We start from the raw sequence: 18,412 nt of genomic DNA on the forward strand, positions 1-18,412 counted from the left end.
CTGTTATCCTCGATCCGCCTGCACCAGAATCTCGATCCGGCGGTTGGTCGCGTTGAACGGGTCGGCCGGCAGCTTCAGCCGACGGTCGGCAAAGCCCGAGACCTGGGAGATGCGCTTCTCGTCGAGCCCGCCGCGCACGAGCATGTAGTAGGCGCTCTGGGCGCGATCCATCGAAAGCCGCCAGTTCTCGTTCTGCGTGCCCTTATACTGGCGCCCGTCCGTGTGGCCGCGGATCGCGACCGCGCCACCCCGCTCCTTCAGAATGGCGCCGATCTTTTCCATGGCGAGCACCATTTCCTGGCGCGGAACCGCGGAACCGATATTGAACATCGAATCGTCGCTCTGGTCGGAGATGCTGACCAGCAATCCGCCTTCGGATGCCGTCACGGTCAAGCCTTCGGCAAGCTTGCCGGCAACGCCGCCGATCTGCTGGGCGATCTGCTGCTGCAACTGTTCGGCTTGCTTCTGCTGCTGCTCGGTCTCGTCGGCGTTCTTGTCCGCATCCTTCTGATGATCGGCGTCCTTCTGCGCTTCGGCGTTCTTGTCGCCAACCTTCTTGTCATCCGCCTTCTTGTCGCCGGACTTCTTGTCATCAGGCGCCTTGCCGTCCTTGGCCTCGGCGGCGCCCTTGGTTTCCTTGGCTTCCGGGGCGACCGCCTTCTGGTCCGTGGTCAGCGGTATCGGCTTCATATCCTCGACCTTGGCGACCTCGGTTGCCCCGCTCTCGGCCGCCTGCTCGTCGCTCTTGCCGGGAGGCGCCGACTTGCCGGCTGTCGTGACCTCGACCTGTTTCGTCCAGAAATCCGGATCGAAGGGATCGCGATAGGCCTCGCCGCCATCGGCGCCGGTGGCCGGGCCGGAATCGGCAGCTCCCCCGTCGCCCTTGGCGCTGACATTGGCCTGCTGGCCGACTTCCTGGGCGATCTCTGCCAGAACCGAATATGGATTTTCGAAGAAGTCGGCCTCGGAATAGTTGGTCTGGTCGCCCGATGTCGATGTCTGGTCGTCACCATCCGCCGAAGCCTTGCCGTCGTTCGGATTTTCTTCCTTCTGTTTCGACTTTTCCTGCTTCTCCTCGCCCTCGGCGTTGTCGACGGGCTTCTTCAGACCCTTTTCGGTCGGCTTTTCGTCGGAGAGCTTGATCGGATTGAAATAGGTCGCGACCGAGGCCTTGGTCTCCTCGTTGGCGGCATTGACCAGCCACATGACCAGGAAGAACGCCATCATCGCCGTCATGAAGTCGGCATAGGCAATTTTCCACGCACCGCCATGGGAGCCATCGTGATCACCGCCGCCATGTCTTTTGACGATGATGATCTCGTTCTTGCCGTGGTGGTGGTTTTCGCCTTCGCTCATTCGAGAACTTTCTTCAAGCTGGCTGCCCAGGCGGACATGCGGGTGACGATGACGGATTCGCCGATTTCGACGGCAAGATCGATATCGTCAGTCTCAATGTGTCGAACCGCCCCGGCATGTTCGCCGAGTTCGGCCGTCAATCGTTCGAAAAGCCGGGTCGGCCCGCGGACGACGATCGGTCCGGCAGCACCCTCGAGGATCGCGTCGCGCAGCAGGACGGCGAGGCTCTCGGTAGCGCGCGCGGCAAGCGCTTCGGTCATCACGGGCGCGATCGCTGCGGCGGCGCCGGCACTGACCAACTGCGCAACCTCTTCGGCGATATCGCGGATGCGGGAGGCAATGACCGCTGCCGCCTCGACTTCGTAGCGAAGCTTCAGCTCCTCGAGCTCACGTGCATGAACGTCGGCCAGTGTCTGCGCCTCGAGTTCGTATCTCTCGGTCAGATCAGCGGTGGCTGCGGCATGCCCTTGCGCATAGGCATCGCGGCGCTCCGCCTCGACGTCGATCGCCGGTTCGCTCGGCATTTCGGGAAAACCGTCGCTGCCGAAATCGTCCATCGCGATGATCGGCGCTGACGGTTCCGGTTCACCGAAATCCTTCAAATACCGGGAAAGCGTAATGCTCATAAAAAACCATCCAGTATTCGGGAGGCATGCGGCATAGCCACCCCCGCTGAAAACGACCTAGCGCGCCGGCATACCGCTTCGAAACGGGCAAGGGCTTCGCCTTGCGCCGGCACGAATTCGGACGATGCCTTCATGCCGGAAACTAGGAAGTCAAACTTGCGCGAGGATGAATGGCGCCGCCATCCGCGATCGCGCCCACCTTTATTCCAGCAGGATCAGAATCTTGCTCGACGCCGTATTGAGGATTGAAATCGCTTCGACGGCCATCTGCTTCTGGGTTTCGATCGCCTTCTGCCGGATCGAAGCCTCGTCCATATCGGTATCGACGAGCGCACCGACGCTCTTGTCGATCGAATCGGAGAGGTCGGCCGTATAGTCAATCTGATCGTCGATGCGCGTCTTCATCACGCCGATGGATGCGGCTGTCGTCGTCAGCGTGGCGAGCAGCGAGTCGGTCACGTCAAGCATGTCGGTAAGCTGCGCATCGGTCGTGTTATTGCCGATCGCAATTTCCGTTCCGGTCGCCGGCGTGGTCGAGTTGGCGTTGAGTAGGTAGTAGTTGCGCGCCGTCGCGCCGCTGTTGTTGATCGCATTGGCATCCACCGCCTTGGTCAACAGCCCGCCGCTCGCATTGTTCTTGTCGATGAGGATGGTCTGCGACGATGGGAAATCGATGGTCCGGGCCTGATATTCGCCGGTCGGAGCGCGCACGAAGCTTGAGATCACAGACCATGTCGGGGGCGCGGTGGTATTGCCGTTCAGCAGCCAGTTCTCACCCGCAAACGAGGTCGATTCGACGATCGTCTGCAGTTGCTCTTTATATTCACCGATCTCGGCGTTGATCTTGTCCTTGTCGGTGCCAGGCTCTCTCGCTGCGACCAGCTTGGCGCGAATCTGGCCCATAAGATCGATGGCCGAATTCATCGCCGTGTAGGTCGCGTCCACCTTGGCAGCTCCGAGACCGAGCGCATCCCCGATCGTCCCGAGATTGGTGCTGTCCGAGCGCATGACGGTCGCGACCGACCAGTAGGAGGCATCGTCGGCGGCCGTCTCGATACGGTATCCCGAGGACACTTGCTGCTGGGTCTGGCTGGCTTCTTTGTTGATGCTGCGCAGCACCGCAAGCGCATTCACCGCGGCCGCGCTGGTAATCTTAACGGTCATCGACAGGGTCTCGGAATAAGGTCAAGGGGCAGGCCGGAATACCGGCGGCGACTGAAGTGGCGTCATGCCTCCGGTAGAGTTTCCACCGGCGTGTCGCAAAAGCAAATCAACTGAAAGCGAAGGTAACTCGATATCAACCTATTGGGCAAGAGCGCGGCGCGGAACGCGCTGCCTCGATCGCAATGCAACTCAAGCCTATGATATAAAAGAAAGAACCGCGCCGTTTCGGACGCGGTTCAGAGGCTTTTTGTTTGTTGCCGGACGAAGGCGCAAGATTCGGTCCAGCTTCAGCGCCTGGTTTAGCTGCGGAACAGCGTCAGGATGTTCTGCGCGCTGGAGTTGGCGATCGACAGCGACTGGATCGCCAGCTGTTGCTGCGTTTGCAACGCCGTCAGCTTACTCGATTCTTCCTCCATGTCGGCATCGACGAGGCGGCCGACGCCCGAGTCGATCGAGTCGCTGAGCGCCCCGACGAAATTTTCCTGCAGTTCGATGCGCGTGGAAATGGAGCCGAGCTGCGATGCAGCCTTGGTCATCGCTTCCAGGCCGGCCTCGATCGACGTCAAGGCCATGGAGATCTCAACCGAGCCGAAGGTGCTGATGTCCATCGAGTAGATCGAGCCGATCGTGCCGTATGAGGTGCCGATAATGCCGGCGGCCGTGTCGATCGTGCCAGTCGAGGTCATGCCGAAGAGAACGTTGCCCGCGGAACTCGTGTCCAGGATGTAGTCCGTCGTCTTGACCGAGACATTGCCGTTGCCATCACGCACGAAGGTGGAAACCACGCTCTTGGTGCCGTCGGCGCCGGCGACCCAGTTTTCACCGGAGAAGGAAGCCGACTGCGCGATGCTCAGGAGCTGCTGCTGCAGCTGGCCGATTTCCTCCTGAACCTTGGTCTTGTCGACGCCCTTTTCGGTCGCAGCGACGATCTTCGCCTTGATCTCGCTGATGACGTCGATGGCGCTGTCCATGGCGGAGTAGGCAGTGTCGACCTTGGCGGCGCCGAGGCCGAGAGCGTCGGAGACAGCGGAGAGCGCCTTGTTGTCCGAACGCATGGTCGTTGCGATCGACCAATAGGCGGCGTTGTCGGACGCCTTTTCGACGCGATAACCCGACGATACGCGATTCTGCGTAGCCTCGAGGCCGTCATTGATTCCGCGGAGTGTCTGAAGAGCGGCCATCGCCGCAACGTTGGTCAAAATGCTGGTCATGAAATGATTGCCCCTTGTCGGCAGTTGATAAAAAGGGACATTCCGGAAAGCTACCGGGAACGGGGACCAGCCTCATGCCTGTTAACCGGTTCTTAAATTTGGTTAACCCGCCGTCTCGTTGACCTGAGAAAACAGCATTATGGTTAATCAATCATTAACGGACATTAAAAAAAGCCGCGCTCCATCGAAGCGCGGCTTGTTTCCGACCTGCCCGCCGGAGACCGGCGGGCCAATATTTCCGAGGGTTATTAGCCGCGGAACAGGGTGAGGATGGTCTGCGAAGAGGAGTTCGCAATCGACAGCGACTGGACGGCCAGCTGCTGCTGGGTCTGCAGAGCGCTGAGCTTGGAGGATTCTTCTTCCATGTTGGCGTCGACGAGACGGCCGACACCGGAGTCGATCGAGTCGCTCAGAGCCGACACGAAGTTTTCCTGCAGTTCGATGCGCTTGGAGATAGAGCCGAGAGCAGCACCGGCGCTGGTCATGGACTTCAGAGCGGCTTCGACGTTGGTCAGAGCCGTCTGGATCTGGCCGAGGGTGAAGTTGGTGATGTCCATCGCGTAGACAGAACCGGTCGCACCATTCGACGTGCCGAGGATACCCGTGGAGGTTTCGACCGCACCGCCGCTCATGCCGAACAGAACGTTGCCTGCAGAGCCGTCGTCGAGAACGTAGTCGGTCATCACGACCGATACGGCGTTGGAGCCGTCACGGACGAAGGAGGCAACGACGTTCTTGGTGCCGTCGGCGCCGGCAACCCAGTTTTCACCGGAGAAGGAAGCCGACTGAGCGACGCTCAGGAGCTGCTGCTGCAGCTGGCTGATTTCTTCCTGGACCTTGGCCTTGTCGACGCCGTTTTCAGTGGCGGCAACCAGCTTGGCCTTGATGTCGCCGACGACGTCGATGGCGCTGTCCATGGCGGAGTAAGCGGTGTCGACCTTGGCGGCGCCGAGGCCGAGAGCGTCGGAAACAGCGGAAAGCGCCTTGTTGTCCGAGCGCATGGTCGTTGCGATCGACCAGTAAGCAGCATTGTCGGAAGCCTGGCCGACGCGATAGCCTGAGGAAACGTGAGCCTGGGTTGTCTGGAGACCCTGGTTGATGCCACGAAGAGTCTGGAGGGCTGCCATTGCAGCGTTATTGGTGTTGATGCTCGTCATAGTTTGTTTGCCCCTTGTTGGCAGATTTTAAAAAGGGACATTCCGGATTTTCGGCCGGCCCACAGCGATCAGCATCATGCCTGTTAACCATTCTCGTTAAGGTTAACTCGCCGTTTCGATGGGCCTAGAAAACAGCAAGATGGTTAAGGAAAGCTAAATTCAAAATGGAAATAGCGTAAAAATATCTGACACTTAGGAGGATTTTCATTAACCTTATGTTAAAACATTTCGCGGCCGGGGATGACCCGGCCGCGAAACTTGAAAGCCTTTGCCGACCGCTCTTAGCGGAAGAGCGACAGGATGTTCTGCGAAGAGGAGTTCGCAATCGACAGCGACTGGATCGCCAGCTGCTGCTGGGTCTGCAGGGCGCTGAGCTTGGAGGATTCTTCTTCCATGTTGGCGTCGACGAGACGGCCGACACCGGAGTCGATCGAGTCGCTCAGAGCCGACACGAATTCGTCCTGGCTGTCGATACGCTTGGAGAGCGAGCCGAGAGCAGCACCGGCGCTGGTCATGGACTTCAGAGCCGCTTCGACGTTGGTCAGGGCCGTCTGGATCTGGCCGGCGGTGAAGTTGGTGATGTCCATCGAGTAGACAGAACCGGTCGCACCATTCGACGTGCCGAGGATACCCGTGGAGGTTTCGACCGAGCCGTTGCTCATGCCGAACAGAACGTTGCCTGCGGAGCCGTCATCGAGAACGTAGTCGGTCGTGGTGACCGAAACGGCGTTGGAGCCGTCACGGACGAAGGACGAAACGACGCTCTTGGTGCCGTCAGCGCCGGCAACCCAGTTTTCGCCGTTGAAGGAAGCCGACTGAGCGATGCTCTTCAACTGCTCCTGCAGCTGGCTGATTTCTTCCTGGACCTTGGCCTTGTCGACGCCGTTTTCAGTGGCGGCAACCAGCTTGGCCTTGATGTCGCCGACGACGTCGATGGCGCTGTCCATGGCGGTGTAAGCGGTGTCGACCTTGGCAGCACCCATGCCGAGAGCGTCGGAAACGGCGGAAAGTGCCTTGTTGTCCGAGCGCATGGTCGTTGCGATCGACCAATATGCCGCGTTGTCAGATGCCTTGCCGACACGATAGCCGGACGAAACGTGCGCCTGGGTTGACTGGAGACCCTGGTTGACGTTGCGTAGCGTCTGGAGAGCGGCCTGTGCGGAAGTGTTGGTGTTAATGCTTGTCATAAATCTGTCCCCTGGAAACTAGATACAAAAAGGAGGACATACCGGACTAAGTACCGGCGATGACGGACCAGCTTCATGCTACTCGGCGCCTTTTTTTGTTTGGCCCAAACCCGTCATGTCCAGGGCAATCTCGCAGCCAATGCTTGCCAACTTCTTAAAAATAGAGGCCTCGTGCCGGCTCCTTACATCGCATAGTTAATGCCGGCTGAATCTATTCCTTCGCATGCTAACATACGGGGAAAGAAACCGTTTTCTCTCATGAAAGGAAGCGTCTTCATGAGGCGCACCGGTTTCAAGCAAGCTTCACATGACAATGTGGCAGGCGCCGGGATAGCATCATCGGATCGACCCACCCGTTTTCGGGGAGGACGGCTCGTGCGTGTCGGCAATCGACAGCCATGCCAGAACATTTCCTTCACGGAGTTGGGTTTTGAACAGCAAAGTTTCGTTCTCTGCGGCATCCAGAGATTACCAGGCGGGCCGCTACACACAGTCCTTGGCGACGCTCAACCAGCTCATGGATATCCAGCAGGACGCCAAGACCTACGCGCTGCTGGCCAAGAACCTCGTGCAGCTCGGCTTCAAGGCCGATGCCGCGAAAGCCTATGGCCTGGCCGGCAACTGCGAAGGGCCGAATTCCTACGAATACCAGAAACAGGCTGCCAAGTTGCATTATGAGATCGGCAACGAGGATGATGCCCTGCTGATTGCCATGCGAAACCTCGCCAAGGCGCAGGACGACGCGGAACTCGCCTTCATCATCACCGCGATCTATCTGAAGCGGCAGCAGCGGGATATCATTCGCCCGTTCAAGACGGTGCTGTCACAGAGTGCCAATCCCGATCATATGCGCCTGGCTGCCCTGCTCCTGAGCGACGATCTGAACGACGCAACCAACCAGAGCCTTTCGCGCAACCTCTTCAAGCGGTTTCCCGGCAATCACGCATTCCGCTTCCTGCATCTGGTTTTCGCGCGCGAATTCAACGATTTCGAAGAGGCCAGCAAACATCAGGCGGTGATCGACGCGGCACTGGCAAAGGGCGACATCGAGATCCTGCGTAAGGACAACCCGTTCTATCATCTGCACTGGTGCGGCAATGAGGATTTCAACCGATATGCGACGATCGGCACCACCCCCCTCAACCCGGAACGGGTGGCCCTCCGCCGCAACCAGCCGCATACATGGTCAAACAAGATCCGGATCGGTTACATGTCGTCGGACTTCTGGGATCGCCACGCAACGATGAAGCTGTTGCAGCGCATCCTCGAACTGCACGACAAGGATCGGTTCGAGGTGACGCTGTTTTGCCATACGGGTCCGGAATACCTGAAGCACAACGTTACCGACCGCGGCCGCTGGGGCCGGATCGTCGACATCCAAGGTTTCTCCGACCAGGCGGTGCTGGCAGTAGTGCGCGAGCACAATATCGACATCATGGTCGACCTGAAGGGCCACACCTCCGGCAGCCGCGCGACAGTGTTCAACCAGCCGCTGGCACCGGTCCACGTCGGCTGGCTCGGTTTCCCCGGCAGCACGGTCAATATCGATCTCGACTATGTTATCGGCGACCATTCGGTATTGCCCGAGGTGGCCAAGCCCTTCTACCATGAGAAATTCTGCCGGCTGCCGGAAAGCTATCAGCCGAACGACCCGATGCACCGCCCGAAGCCGCGCCCGGTTACCCGCGAGCAGCTGGGTCTGCCGGAAGCGGCCTTCATCTTCGCCTCGTTCAACGGCAACCGCAAGATCACGCCGGAGACGATCGACAGCTGGTGCCGCATTCTCAAGCGGGCGCCGAACAGCGTGCTTTGGCTGATGGCGAACACGCCGCGCAACCAGGCGAACCTGTTGAAGCAGTTCCAGACGGCGGGCATTTCGCCTAAGCGCATCATTTTCTGCCCGCGCGCGCCCTACGAACAGCATATCGACCGCCAGCAGGCGGCCGATCTCGGCATCGACACCTTCCCGGTTAACGGCCACACGACCACCTCGGAGCAGCTCTGGGGCGGCCTGCCGGTGCTGACCGTCAAGGGCACCAACTTCGCCTCACGCGTCAGCGAGAGCCTGCTGCGGGCCATCGACCTGCCCGAGCTCGTTGCAACCGACCTGCAGGCCTACGAGGATCTCGCCGTCGAACTGGCGCAGAATCCCGGACGGATCGCCGAGTACAAGGCGCATCTGAAAGAGAAGCGCTATATCGCGCCGCTCTTCGACGCCGAACGTTTCTGCGACCATCTGGAGCAGGCTTACGAAATCATGGCCGAGCGCGCCAAACAGCGCCTCGAACCCGAGCACATGGATATTGCGGCGCTGCCGCCGCGCACGGCGCCGTTCGCCGCCGAGTAAACTTTCAATCATCAACGAGAAAACCCCGCCGGAGCGATCCGGCGGGGTTTTCTCGTTGACGACGATAGGAGCGAATAAATGAACGGTGGCCGATCAGTTGAACGAGCGCACCAGACTGCCGACGAGCAGGTTCCAGCCGTCGATCAGCACGAAGAAGAGAATCTTGAACGGCAGCGAGATCGACGTCGGCGGCAGCATCATCATGCCCATCGCCATGGTGATGGTGGCGACGATGAGGTCGATGACGAGGAACGGCAGCACGACGAGGAAGCCGATCTCGAAGCCGCGGCGGATTTCGGAAATCATGAAGGCCGGGATCAGCACGCGGTAGTCGATCGGACCTGATGTCTGGATATTCTGCCCGCGCTCGCGCGCCAGATCGACGAAAAGCGCCAGATCCTTGTCGCGGGTATTGGCCGCCATGAAGGTGCGGAAGGGTTCGGCGATGCGCTGGACAGCCTCGGTCTCGTTGATCTGATTGGCAAGCAGCGGCTGCACACCGTTCTGCCAGGCCTGATCGAAGGTCGGCGACATGACGTAGAAGGTCATGAACAGCGACAGCGACAGCAGGATCATGTTGGAGGGCGTCGAGGAGAGGCCCATGCCCGAGCGCAGGATCGAGAAGGCGATGACGAAGCGCGGGAAGCTCGTCACCATGATCAGGATGCCCGGCGCGACCGAAAGAACGGTCAGCAGGCCGAATGTGCGGATGATCCAGGCGGCGACGGAGCCATCGACCGGCACGTTCAACAAGTCAGTCGGCAGCTGCTGTGCCACCGCCAGTTCCGGTACCGCCATCATGGCGGCAAGGAAAACTATGAGACGAATCATTCGATGACAAATGTCCTGAACATGACCTTCGATACCCGCCCTTGCGAGCGAAGGTCAACACGTTCCTGTATGTCATCCTTGAGATATTGAAAGCCCCGCGGCCCCTCGATCTGCTGAAGGGAAACGGTCCTGATATAAGCGAGGATATCCTGGTGAATATCCTCGGAAACCTTGACATCCGGCGGCCCGTTGAACAGCAACGCGACCTCGAGTCGAACCCAGTTTTCCGAGGGGTAAGCGAGGTTCGAGGTGATCGGCTCGAGCTGGACGACGTTGTTGGCCTCGGTGGAAATGTGGGCCAGGCCTTCCTCGGCCTTTTTCTTGGCCTCGGCGTCCTTGGCCTGCTCGGCCTCCTTGGCGCCCTTGATGTTGGGCGCGACGATCGTGCCGACCGCCCAGCCGCCGCCGGCGCCGAGCAGCGTCAGGACGGCGATGCCGATGATCGTCATCAGCGTGGCGGATTTCTTCTTCGGTTGACCTGCGCTTACGTCTGGCTCTGCCATCGTCGTTCAGCCTCAAAGCGGCGAGAAAAGATCGACGGCCTGCTGGCCGCGCGGAGGCTGCTGCACTTCCATCAGGCGACCGCGGCCACCGTAGGAGATGCGGGCTTCTGCGATCTTGTCGTAGGAGATCTGGTTGTCGGCATTGACGTCCTGCGGACGAACGATACCGGCGACGTTCAGGATGCGCAGCTCCTGGTTCAGCCGGACTTCCTGCGAGCCCGAGATGACGAGGTTGCCGTTTTCGAGAATGCCGGTGACAACGGCGGCGACCAGAAGGGTGATCTTGTCGGTGCGCTCGATCTTGCCCTTGCCGTCGGTGCTGGTGTCTGAGCCGTAAGTCAGGTCGGTCTTGGACTCAGGCGTCCAGCCGAAGATCTGGGCGTTGACGTCCCAGTTCATGCCGCTCGAATTCGTGCGGCTCCGATTGGTCTCGTTGTCGAAGGAGGCCTTGTCGTTGATCTGGATGTCGACCGTCAGGATGTCGCCGACGTTGAGCGCGCGCGCGTCCTTGAAGAGCGCTGCCTGCGAATCGCTCCACAGCGAATAACCCTGCGCCACGGCGCGCGGCTGCTTCGGATAAAGCGCCATCTGCGGCGTCTGGCCATAGGCCAGGCCGCTGCCGATCGGGCTCATGGCGGGCGCGCGGCCGATCTCGCTGACTGCCGTCGGAGACTGGCAACCTGCAAGGAGTGCGAGGGCGGCGATCGCGGCCGAAAAACGCATATTCATGAAGGATCCTTCGACGTATTGGGATCGGACGCACTGGCGATGACGCTGGCGATGGCCGCGGCCTTCTTCGCGTCCATCTCGTTGAGGATGAGGCTCGACTGGCGCGGTCCGAGCCGCATGATCACGGCGGAGGCCACCTCGATATTCATATCCTGCAGCTGCTGTGCGGCCGCATCCGGCTTCATCTTCTTGTAGATGTCGGTCAAGCCGGCTTCCGCCTGCTTCAGGAAATCGTCGCGCCGTTTCAGCCAGTCCTGGTATTCGGCCTTGCGCTTGTCCATCTCGGCCATGCGGGCGTCGATGTCGGCGCGAAGCTTTTCCAGTTCCTGCTTCTGCAGCAGGTAACGCTGGTCGCGAGCGGGGTCGGCGATGTTGGTGCAGAACTGCTTGACCTCGTCCTGGGAAGTGATGTCGCCCGCCGGCGCATGCTCCTGCGCGAAGGCGCCGGGGATCGACAGAAGGACGAGGCCTGCTGCCGGCAGCGCCAGCCGACGCAGCAATTGCAGGACCGTCATGTCTTTGATGATCTTTATCATTGCAGCACAAGCTCCGCCTGCAGGGCGCCCGCCGATTTGATGCCCTGGAGAATGGCGATGATGCCATCCGGTTTCACACCGATATTGTTGAGGCCGGCGACGAGGGTCCTGAGGTCGGGACCGTCGATGATGGCGACGCGCCCGCCGGTCTGCTCAGCCGCGATATCGGTCTGCGGCTGGACCGCGGTCCGGCCGCGCGAAAAGGGCTCGGGCTGGATGATCTGCGGCGTCTCGGTGACCTGCACCGTCAAGGTACCGTAGCTGACGGCAACCGGCGAGACGCGGACGTCGGAGCCAATGACGATCGTTCCGGTGCGCTCGTTGATGACGACCTTCGCCGGTGTATCGGTTTCGACGATGAGATTTTCGATGTCGGCCATCAGCCGGGTGAGATCGGCCTGGCGCGGCTTCTGGATCACCACTTCCTGCGAATCCTTGGCTTCCGCCACCGGGCCGCCGAAACGCGCCGAGGCATAACCGTTGACGATGTCGGCGATGCGGATCGCCGTCGAGAAATCGGGATTGCGCAGCTGCAGGACGAGATTGACCGAGTCCTTGAAGCGGGACGGCAGTTCGCGTTCGATAATGGCGCCGCCGGGCACGCGGCCGGCGGTGGTCACACCTTCGGTCACGGTCGCGGCCTGGCCCTGGGCCTGGAAGCCGGTGACGATCGCCGCGCCCTGCGCGACGGCGTAGATCTGGCCGTCGGCGCCGGAAAGCGAGGTCATGACGAGCGTGCCGCCGCGCAGCGACGTTGCGTCGCCGAGCGAGCTCACCGTCACGTCGATGCGGCTGCCGGGGCTTGCGAAGGGCGGCAGGTTGGCGGTGACCATGACGGCCGCCGTATTCTTGGCGTTGGACTGGCCGCCCTGCGTCGAGATGCCGAGGTTCTGCAGCATCGCCCGCATCGACTGCTCGGTAAACGGCGAGGCACGGAAACCGTCGCCGGTCCCCTGCAGGCCGACGATCAGACCATAGCCGATCAGCTGGTTGTCGCGGCCGGCCTGAAGCGAGGCGATATCCTTGATGCGGGAAGTCAGCGCGAAGGCGGGCGCGACGTCGGCCAGGCTCATGGCGAGAACCGCGACAAGGGTCAAAAACCGGAAGAACAATTTCATTTTGCCCTCACATGGACCGTGCCGTCCGCAAGCACCGTGCCGCTGACGATGACGCCGGAATCCATATTGCGCGCGCGGATCAGCTGCCCGGTGGCGCCGTCTTCGAGCGGCGAGCCGGCGGCTGAGATGGTCATCGCGCCGAGCGAGAAGACGAGGCGGATCGAGGAGCCGCGTGTCACCGTATAGGGCTCACGCAGGCCTGCAACCGAAATCGTGCGGCCCGGCAGCAATGTGCGCTTGGAGACCAGGCCTTCGACCTGGGAAATGGATTTGGCGAAATCGCCGGCGAGGTTGGGGTTGGTGACCTCGACCTCCTGAAGCTGGCTGGCCGACAATGTGTCGCCGGGGTAGATGATCGTCGTCGGGACGACGGCATAACCCATGCCGGCATACACGTCCGCGGGCGCGAAAATGCCCGCGATTGCGATCGTGGCTGCCGCCACCCATCCTGAGATGTGTCCTGCCCGGCAAAACATCATGTTTCGGCCCTTCCCTTTACTTCAGGTTCTTGCTGACGATGGTGGCCATTTCATCAGCGGTGGTGATCACCTTGGAATTCATTTCGTAAGCGCGCTGGGCCGAGATCAGCTCGGTGATTTCCTTCACCGGGTCGACGTTCGAGGATTCCAGATAACCCTGCTTCATGTAGGCGAAACCTTCCTCGTCGGGATTGCCGACGACGGCTTCGCCGGAGGCCGCCGTTTCCTGGAAGAGATTGTCGCCGAGCGGCTGGAGGCCCGCCTCGTTGACGAAGTCGGCAAGGGTCAGCTGGCCGAGCACGGTCGCATCGGCCGCACCCGGCAATTTGGCCGAAACCTGGCCGGAGCGGCTGATCGTCAGCTCGGTCGAGCCCGTTGGAATGGTGATGCCCGGCAGGACCTCGTAGCCGTCGATGGTAACGAGCTGGCCCTGGTCGTTCTTGTTGAAGGCGCCGGCGCGGGTGTAAAGCGTCGTCCCGTCGGTCGACTGGATCTGGAAGAAGCCCTTGCCGATCAGCGCCACGTCGAGATCGTTGCCGGTCTGGGTCAGTTCGCCTTGAAGATGCAGATTGCGGACCGCCGAGGTCTGGACGCCGAGGCCGATATTGGCGCCTTCGGGAACGACGGCCTGGTTGGCGCGGTTGGCGACACCCTTGGCGCGTTCGGTCTGGTAGAGAAGATCGGAGAACTCAGCGCGCGCGCGCTTGAAACCGGTCGTGTTGATGTTGGCGATATTATTCGCGATGACTTCCAGATTGGTCTGCTGGGCATCCATGCCCGTTGCTGCAATGGCGAGCGCTCTCATGTGTTCGTCCTCAAATCAGTTACATCTGCATCTTGGTGACTTCGAGAAAGGCCGAGACGACCTTGTCGCGGATGGCGATCGCCGTCTGCAGCGTCTGCTCGGCCTGGAGCATGGAATCGACGACTTCACGCGTCGTCGCCGTGCCCTTGATCCCGGCAAAGGACATGCTTTCCGCACCCTTCAGGCTGGTGACCGCGTCGGTTGCCATATTGCCCATGACGGAGGCGAAGCTCATATTATTGGCCGCACCAGCGGTGCCCGGCATGGTGGCGGCAGACGACGAGGCGGAATTTTCGGTGTCGACGGCGCCGAGCGCGCGCGTCATCGAAAGGTTGCTGACATTCTGGACGCTGCTGATCATTATTATTGGCTCTTCAGGAGATCGATCGTGGAGGAGATGAGATCGCGGGTCTGCTTGATGGTCTGCAGATTGGCGTCATAGGAGCGGTTGGCTTCGCGCATGTCTGCCATCTCGACCAAGATGTTGACGTTCGGCAGCTTGACGACGCCCTTCTGGTCCGCGGCCGGATTGCTCGGGTCGAATTCGGTGCTGAAGTCGCCTTCGTCGACGCCGACCTTCTTGACGTCGACCGTCTCGACGCCGGTGACGCGATCCATCTGCTGGCCGAAGGTGATCGTCTTGCGGCGATAGGGGTCCGCACCGGGCGTGTCGCCGGTCGAGCGGGCGTTGGCGATGTTTTCCGAAACGATGCGCAGGCGCGTCGACTGCGCCTCGAGCCCGGAACCGGCGATTTTCATTGCTGCTGAAAGCGGATCCATGACTTTTACTTCCTGACGGTCATCAGCATCATGCGGTTGAAGGAACTGACCAGCGAGGTGTTCAGATCGTACTGGCGCTTGATATCGCCAGACTTGGAGAGCTCCTCGGCCAGACCGACCGTGTTGCCCGATTCCTGGATGCCGATTTCCTGGTCGAGTGCGGCGTCCTTGACGTCGATATCGCCGCTGGCGCTGAAATCATTGCCGCTGAGATGGGCCGGATTGGTGCGCGTCATGGTGATGTCTGATTTGTCGAGCACGGCGTCGAAAGGCGTGACGTCCTTGGCGCGGAACTTCGGGGTATTGGCATTCGCGATGTTGCCGGCAACAACCTGCTGACGGATCGTCAGCCATTCCGCCTGTCGCGAAGCCAAGTCGAAAAGTTGGATCGGTTGCATGAAACTCTCCGTTTTTACTGTCCCGAACCTAGTGCGGTAATCTTGCGTGGGACTTACGGGAATTCAGGTTTCAAGCCGCCTTTCGGGGAGCGCCGCGCGCCCAAAAAAACGGGGCTCCTGCCGGTTTTCGGCGGAGCCCCTGTTGCCTTCTGATCTGGCCGCAGGTTCAGTTGTTCTGGTAGGTTTCACCCTTGGAGGTAACGATCATCCACTTGCCCTCGCGCTGTTCGATCGTCGCAAGGCGGCTCTGGTCCGGAAGGATCGAGCCGACGCGCACCACATACATGCCGGAGGTATCCTCGATCAGCGCCCGGCCGTTGGAAACGTGCAGCAGGCGGAAGGGCGACTTGCCGGGGAAGGGCTGATCTTCCAGGATGGGGCGGCCGTCGCGCTCCTTGCCGAGGTCGGAGACCGTCGCCGTCGTTAGCGGATCGATCGGCGGCGCTTTCTTGTCCGGCTCGTTCTTGTTGACCATGGCCAGCGGCGAGACGCTGAAGACGTTGCGGGCCGGCCAGTCCGGCAGTTCGCGCGAATTGTCGCTGGCGGCGACGTTGATGCCGAATTTGTCTTCGTTGAAGAACACGTACCAGGGGAAAAAGGCGGAGGCGCCGGCGAGCGCCAGGCCGGCAAAGGTCAGAAACCGATCCAGGCCGGCAGCCTTCCTGCGCTGCTTCGGGGCGGCAATGCGTTCGTCGTCGAATTCAGCCACGTCTATCTCCTCTGGATGGCTCCGCCCTGATTGCCGATACCGGCTGCAGCCTTGAGGGCACCGGCGAGATCGGCAAAGGCATCGGGCGAGTCGCGATCGCCCGGCGACTGTTTCAGGACGTCGTAAATGATCGGTACCTGCTTGACCGCCATATCGAGATCGGGATCGGCGCCCTGGCGGTAACCGCCGATCAGGCGCAGGTCGCGCGTTTCCTCGAAGCGGTGGATCAGCACTTTCAGCCGCGACACCAGCTTTTCCTGGTCCGGCGTCCAGGCCTTGCGGGCCAGGCGCGAGATCGAGGCGAGCGGATCGATCGGCGGATACCGCCCTTCCTCGGCGAGGCTGCGCTGCAGGACGATATGGCCGTCGAGAATGCCGCGCGTCGAATCGGCGATCGGATCGTTGTGATTGTCGCCATCGACGAGGATCGAGATGATCGCCGTGATGGTGCCGGCGCCCTCGGGGCCGGGACCGGCGCGCTCCAACAGGCGCGGCAGCTCGGTGAAGACGGAAGCGGGATAGCCGCGGGCGATCGGCGGTTCGCCGGAGGCGGTCGCCACTTCGCGGATCGCATGGGCGAAACGCGTGACGCTGTCGACGATGAACAGAACGTTCTCGCCCTTGTCGCGGAAATGCTCGGCGATGGTGACCGCCGTCAGCGGCGCCATCTTGCGCAGCATCGGGCTCTCGTCGCTGGTGGCGACGACGGCGATAGCCTTCTTCATATTGCTGCCGAGCGTATCCTCGATGAATTCGCGCACCTCGCGGCCGCGTTCGCCGACAAGCGCTATAACGACCTTGTCGAAGGCATCGGCGCGGGCGAGCATCGACAGAAGCGTCGACTTGCCGACGCCGGAGCCGGCGAAGATGCCGAGACGCTGCCCAAGGCAGAGCGGCGAGAAGATGTCGATGGCGCGCACGCCGGTCTTGAAGCCGGCCTCGACGCGCTTGCGGGTCATCGAGGGCGGGGCGGTATTGGAGATCGAGCGGCGGTCGAGGCCCTCGGCGATCGGCCCCAGCCCGTCGATCGGTTCGCAGAGCGAGTTGAGAGTGCGCCCGCACCAGCTGTCCGACGGCGAGATCCGGAAGGCGCCCTTGCGGATCACCGTATCGTGGATGCCGATCGGCTCGCCCGGCTCGATCGGGCAGACATAGATCAGATCAGGCTCGACGCGAACGACCTCGCCGAGATGGATGCCGGTCGCCGATTTATGAGCGACGAACTCGCCCAGGCGAACATGGCGGGAAAGACCGCGAACCGTGTAGTGGCCGGCGGCGATGGTCTGCACGCGACCGCCATGGGCAACCGAGAACTCCGGTGATGCGTATCGGTCGACGAGGCCCGCCAGATGCGCCAGCTTCGGGGAAAGGGCGTCCTCGGACAGTAGCGTCGTGCTCATGCTTCAATCCCACCCGAAAATGCGACACATTTTCGGTCTTTGTTCTTATGCATGCCGTCCTCCCAAAACCGCTGCACACTTTTGGGCGACAGGCATTAGCGGCTGCCCCCAAGCGTCTGAACGGCTTCCTTGAAGGAATCTTCGCTGTCACGCATCAGCGACGAGACGCTTTCGAAGGCGCGGTTGACTTCGATCAGCTGGGTGATCTCGCGCATGGCGTTGACGTTGGAGTTTTCGAGATACCCCTGCTCGACACCGACATTGAAGCGGTCGACGACGGCGCGCGGCTGGTCGGTGGTCATGATGCCGCTGTTTTCGTAGCGCAGATAACCCTTGCTGATATCGGCCTCGAACAGGCCGAGCGAACCGACCTGGCGGTCGCCCTGATAGATGATGCCGTCGGTGCCGACGGCCGGCTCGCCGCCCTTCGAGTTGAGCTGGATCGGCGCCCCGCCGGCGTCGAGAACGGGATATCCGCGGATCGAGACCAGTTCGCCTGTGTCCTTGAGCGTGAAGCGGCCGTCCCTCGTCAGCACGCGGCCGGCGGGCGTATCGAGCGAGAACCAGGCGTCGCCCTTGATGGCGAAATCGAGCATGTTGCCGGTGTGCTGCAGCTCGCCGTTCGACTCGTTCAGATAGTCGTTGCCCTGGGAAACGAAGGCGACCTTGGTGTTCAGCTTGTTCTTGGTCGCCGCCACCATCTCGTCGAACTTCACCTCGGTGGCGCGAAAACCGGTCGTGTTCACGTTCGCCATGTTGTCCGCAATAGTGTTCAGGCGCTTTTCGAGGGCCATCTGCGACGACAGAGAAACATAAAGACCGGATTGCATGTCGGTAGGCTCCAAGCATTGGCGATGAACGGAACGAAAAGCCGGGCGTCGTCTTAAGGGGTTCGGCCGGGATTTCGCTGAGGCGGCATCTCAGAAACGGGTACGGGTACCCATTCGTCTCCTTTAGATTGACGGCAGATGCTTGCGCGAAGCTGGCACGCGGAAATGCCTTGCGCGCGGCCCGTTCATCAGCCTCACGCAAGGCAGAAACCCTAACCCTCTTAGAGAAAAGTAACGTTCAGATTG

At 61.1% G+C, this 18,412-nt stretch carries 20 protein-coding genes; 1 reads left to right on the forward strand and 19 read right to left on the reverse strand.

Annotation, left to right across the window (positions count from 1 at the left end; translation table 11 throughout):
• Positions 1-3: 3 nt before the first annotated feature.
• The 6 genes from ATY75_RS12900 to ATY75_RS12925 form a co-directional block, all read right to left on the reverse strand.
• A complete protein-coding gene (locus ATY75_RS12900) occupies positions 4-1,356 on the reverse strand; it encodes a MotB family protein (RefSeq protein ID WP_088937859.1) in 1,353 nt (450 codons plus the stop codon).
• Positions 1,353-1,982: a hypothetical protein gene (locus ATY75_RS12905; RefSeq protein ID WP_088937860.1), complete on the reverse strand. Its 630-nt coding sequence runs from the start codon at positions 1,980-1,982 to the stop codon at positions 1,353-1,355. The genes ATY75_RS12900 and ATY75_RS12905 overlap by 4 nt, the downstream gene beginning before the upstream one ends.
• Before the next feature lie 201 nt (positions 1,983-2,183).
• Complete coding sequence (locus ATY75_RS12910) at positions 2,184-3,146, reverse strand: flagellin (protein WP_088937861.1); 963 nt, start codon at positions 3,144-3,146, stop codon at positions 2,184-2,186.
• Positions 3,147-3,445: 299 nt separating this feature from the next.
• Positions 3,446-4,357: a flagellin gene (locus tag ATY75_RS12915; protein WP_049733079.1), complete on the reverse strand. Its 912-nt coding sequence runs from the start codon at positions 4,355-4,357 to the stop codon at positions 3,446-3,448.
• A 248-nt stretch (positions 4,358-4,605) separates the two neighbouring features.
• Positions 4,606-5,514: a flagellin gene (locus ATY75_RS12920; RefSeq protein WP_088937862.1), complete on the reverse strand. Its 909-nt coding sequence runs from the start codon at positions 5,512-5,514 to the stop codon at positions 4,606-4,608.
• A gap of 281 nt (positions 5,515-5,795) precedes the next feature.
• Complete coding sequence (locus ATY75_RS12925; RefSeq protein WP_049733081.1) at positions 5,796-6,701, reverse strand: flagellin; 906 nt, start codon at positions 6,699-6,701, stop codon at positions 5,796-5,798.
• 430 nt (positions 6,702-7,131) lie between these two features.
• Here ATY75_RS12925 and ATY75_RS12930 point away from each other — a divergent pair, with 430 nt between their 5' ends.
• The gene (locus tag ATY75_RS12930; RefSeq protein WP_088937863.1) at positions 7,132-9,048 is read left to right on the forward strand and encodes a glycosyl transferase; all 1,917 of its coding nucleotides are present in this window, start codon (positions 7,132-7,134) and stop codon (positions 9,046-9,048) included.
• Between the two features lie 93 nt (positions 9,049-9,141).
• Here the strand turns inward: ATY75_RS12930 and fliP are convergent, their stop codons facing one another.
• The 13 genes from fliP to flgF all read right to left on the reverse strand — a co-directional run bounded on the left by fliP (position 9,142) and on the right by flgF (position 18,166).
• The gene (gene fliP, locus ATY75_RS12935) at positions 9,142-9,879 is read right to left on the reverse strand and encodes a flagellar type III secretion system pore protein FliP (protein ID WP_064836570.1); all 738 of its coding nucleotides are present in this window, start codon (positions 9,877-9,879) and stop codon (positions 9,142-9,144) included.
• Positions 9,876-10,382, reverse strand: a complete 507-nt coding sequence (locus ATY75_RS12940) for a flagellar basal body-associated FliL family protein (protein ID WP_064836568.1) — start codon at positions 10,380-10,382, stop codon at positions 9,876-9,878. Before ATY75_RS12940 ends, fliP begins: the two co-directional genes overlap by 4 nt.
• Positions 10,383-10,394: 12 nt before the next feature.
• The gene (gene flgH, locus ATY75_RS12945) at positions 10,395-11,111 is read right to left on the reverse strand and encodes a flagellar basal body L-ring protein FlgH (RefSeq protein WP_064836566.1); all 717 of its coding nucleotides are present in this window, start codon (positions 11,109-11,111) and stop codon (positions 10,395-10,397) included.
• Positions 11,108-11,647, reverse strand: coding sequence for a MotE family protein (locus ATY75_RS12950; RefSeq protein ID WP_064836564.1), 540 nt, complete (start codon positions 11,645-11,647; stop codon positions 11,108-11,110). The genes flgH and ATY75_RS12950 overlap by 4 nt, the downstream gene beginning before the upstream one ends.
• Positions 11,644-12,765: a flagellar basal body P-ring protein FlgI gene (locus ATY75_RS12955; protein ID WP_064836562.1), complete on the reverse strand. Its 1,122-nt coding sequence runs from the start codon at positions 12,763-12,765 to the stop codon at positions 11,644-11,646. Before ATY75_RS12955 ends, ATY75_RS12950 begins: the two co-directional genes overlap by 4 nt.
• Complete coding sequence (gene flgA, locus ATY75_RS12960) at positions 12,762-13,244, reverse strand: flagellar basal body P-ring formation chaperone FlgA (protein WP_088937864.1); 483 nt, start codon at positions 13,242-13,244, stop codon at positions 12,762-12,764. Before flgA ends, ATY75_RS12955 begins: the two co-directional genes overlap by 4 nt.
• Before the next feature lie 16 nt (positions 13,245-13,260).
• Entirely contained in the window at positions 13,261-14,049 is a 789-nt protein-coding gene (gene flgG, locus ATY75_RS12965) for a flagellar basal-body rod protein FlgG (RefSeq protein WP_088937865.1), read from the reverse strand.
• A 19-nt stretch (positions 14,050-14,068) separates the two neighbouring features.
• Positions 14,069-14,410, reverse strand: a complete 342-nt coding sequence (locus ATY75_RS12970) for a flagellar hook-basal body complex protein FliE (protein ID WP_088937866.1) — start codon at positions 14,408-14,410, stop codon at positions 14,069-14,071.
• A 2-nt stretch (positions 14,411-14,412) separates the two neighbouring features.
• Positions 14,413-14,829 carry a flagellar basal body rod protein FlgC gene (gene flgC / locus ATY75_RS12975; protein ID WP_064836556.1) on the reverse strand — a complete coding sequence of 139 codons (417 nt, stop codon included), beginning with the start codon at positions 14,827-14,829 and terminating at the stop codon, positions 14,413-14,415.
• Between the two features lie 5 nt (positions 14,830-14,834).
• Positions 14,835-15,227, reverse strand: coding sequence for a flagellar basal body rod protein FlgB (gene flgB / locus ATY75_RS12980; RefSeq protein WP_064836554.1), 393 nt, complete (start codon positions 15,225-15,227; stop codon positions 14,835-14,837).
• Between the two features lie 166 nt (positions 15,228-15,393).
• The gene (locus ATY75_RS12985; protein ID WP_064836552.1) at positions 15,394-15,936 is read right to left on the reverse strand and encodes a hypothetical protein; all 543 of its coding nucleotides are present in this window, start codon (positions 15,934-15,936) and stop codon (positions 15,394-15,396) included.
• A gap of 2 nt (positions 15,937-15,938) precedes the next feature.
• A complete protein-coding gene (gene fliI, locus ATY75_RS12990) occupies positions 15,939-17,336 on the reverse strand; it encodes a flagellar protein export ATPase FliI (RefSeq protein ID WP_088937867.1) in 1,398 nt (465 codons plus the stop codon).
• 95 nt (positions 17,337-17,431) lie between these two features.
• On the reverse strand, positions 17,432-18,166 hold the full coding sequence (flgF, locus tag ATY75_RS12995; protein WP_003588556.1) for a flagellar basal-body rod protein FlgF: 735 nt from the start codon (positions 18,164-18,166) through the stop codon (positions 17,432-17,434).
• Positions 18,167-18,412 lie beyond the last annotated feature (246 nt).

This window comes from Rhizobium sp. N122 (assembly GCF_002211295.1).
Taxonomy (GTDB): domain Bacteria; phylum Pseudomonadota; class Alphaproteobacteria; order Rhizobiales; family Rhizobiaceae; genus Rhizobium.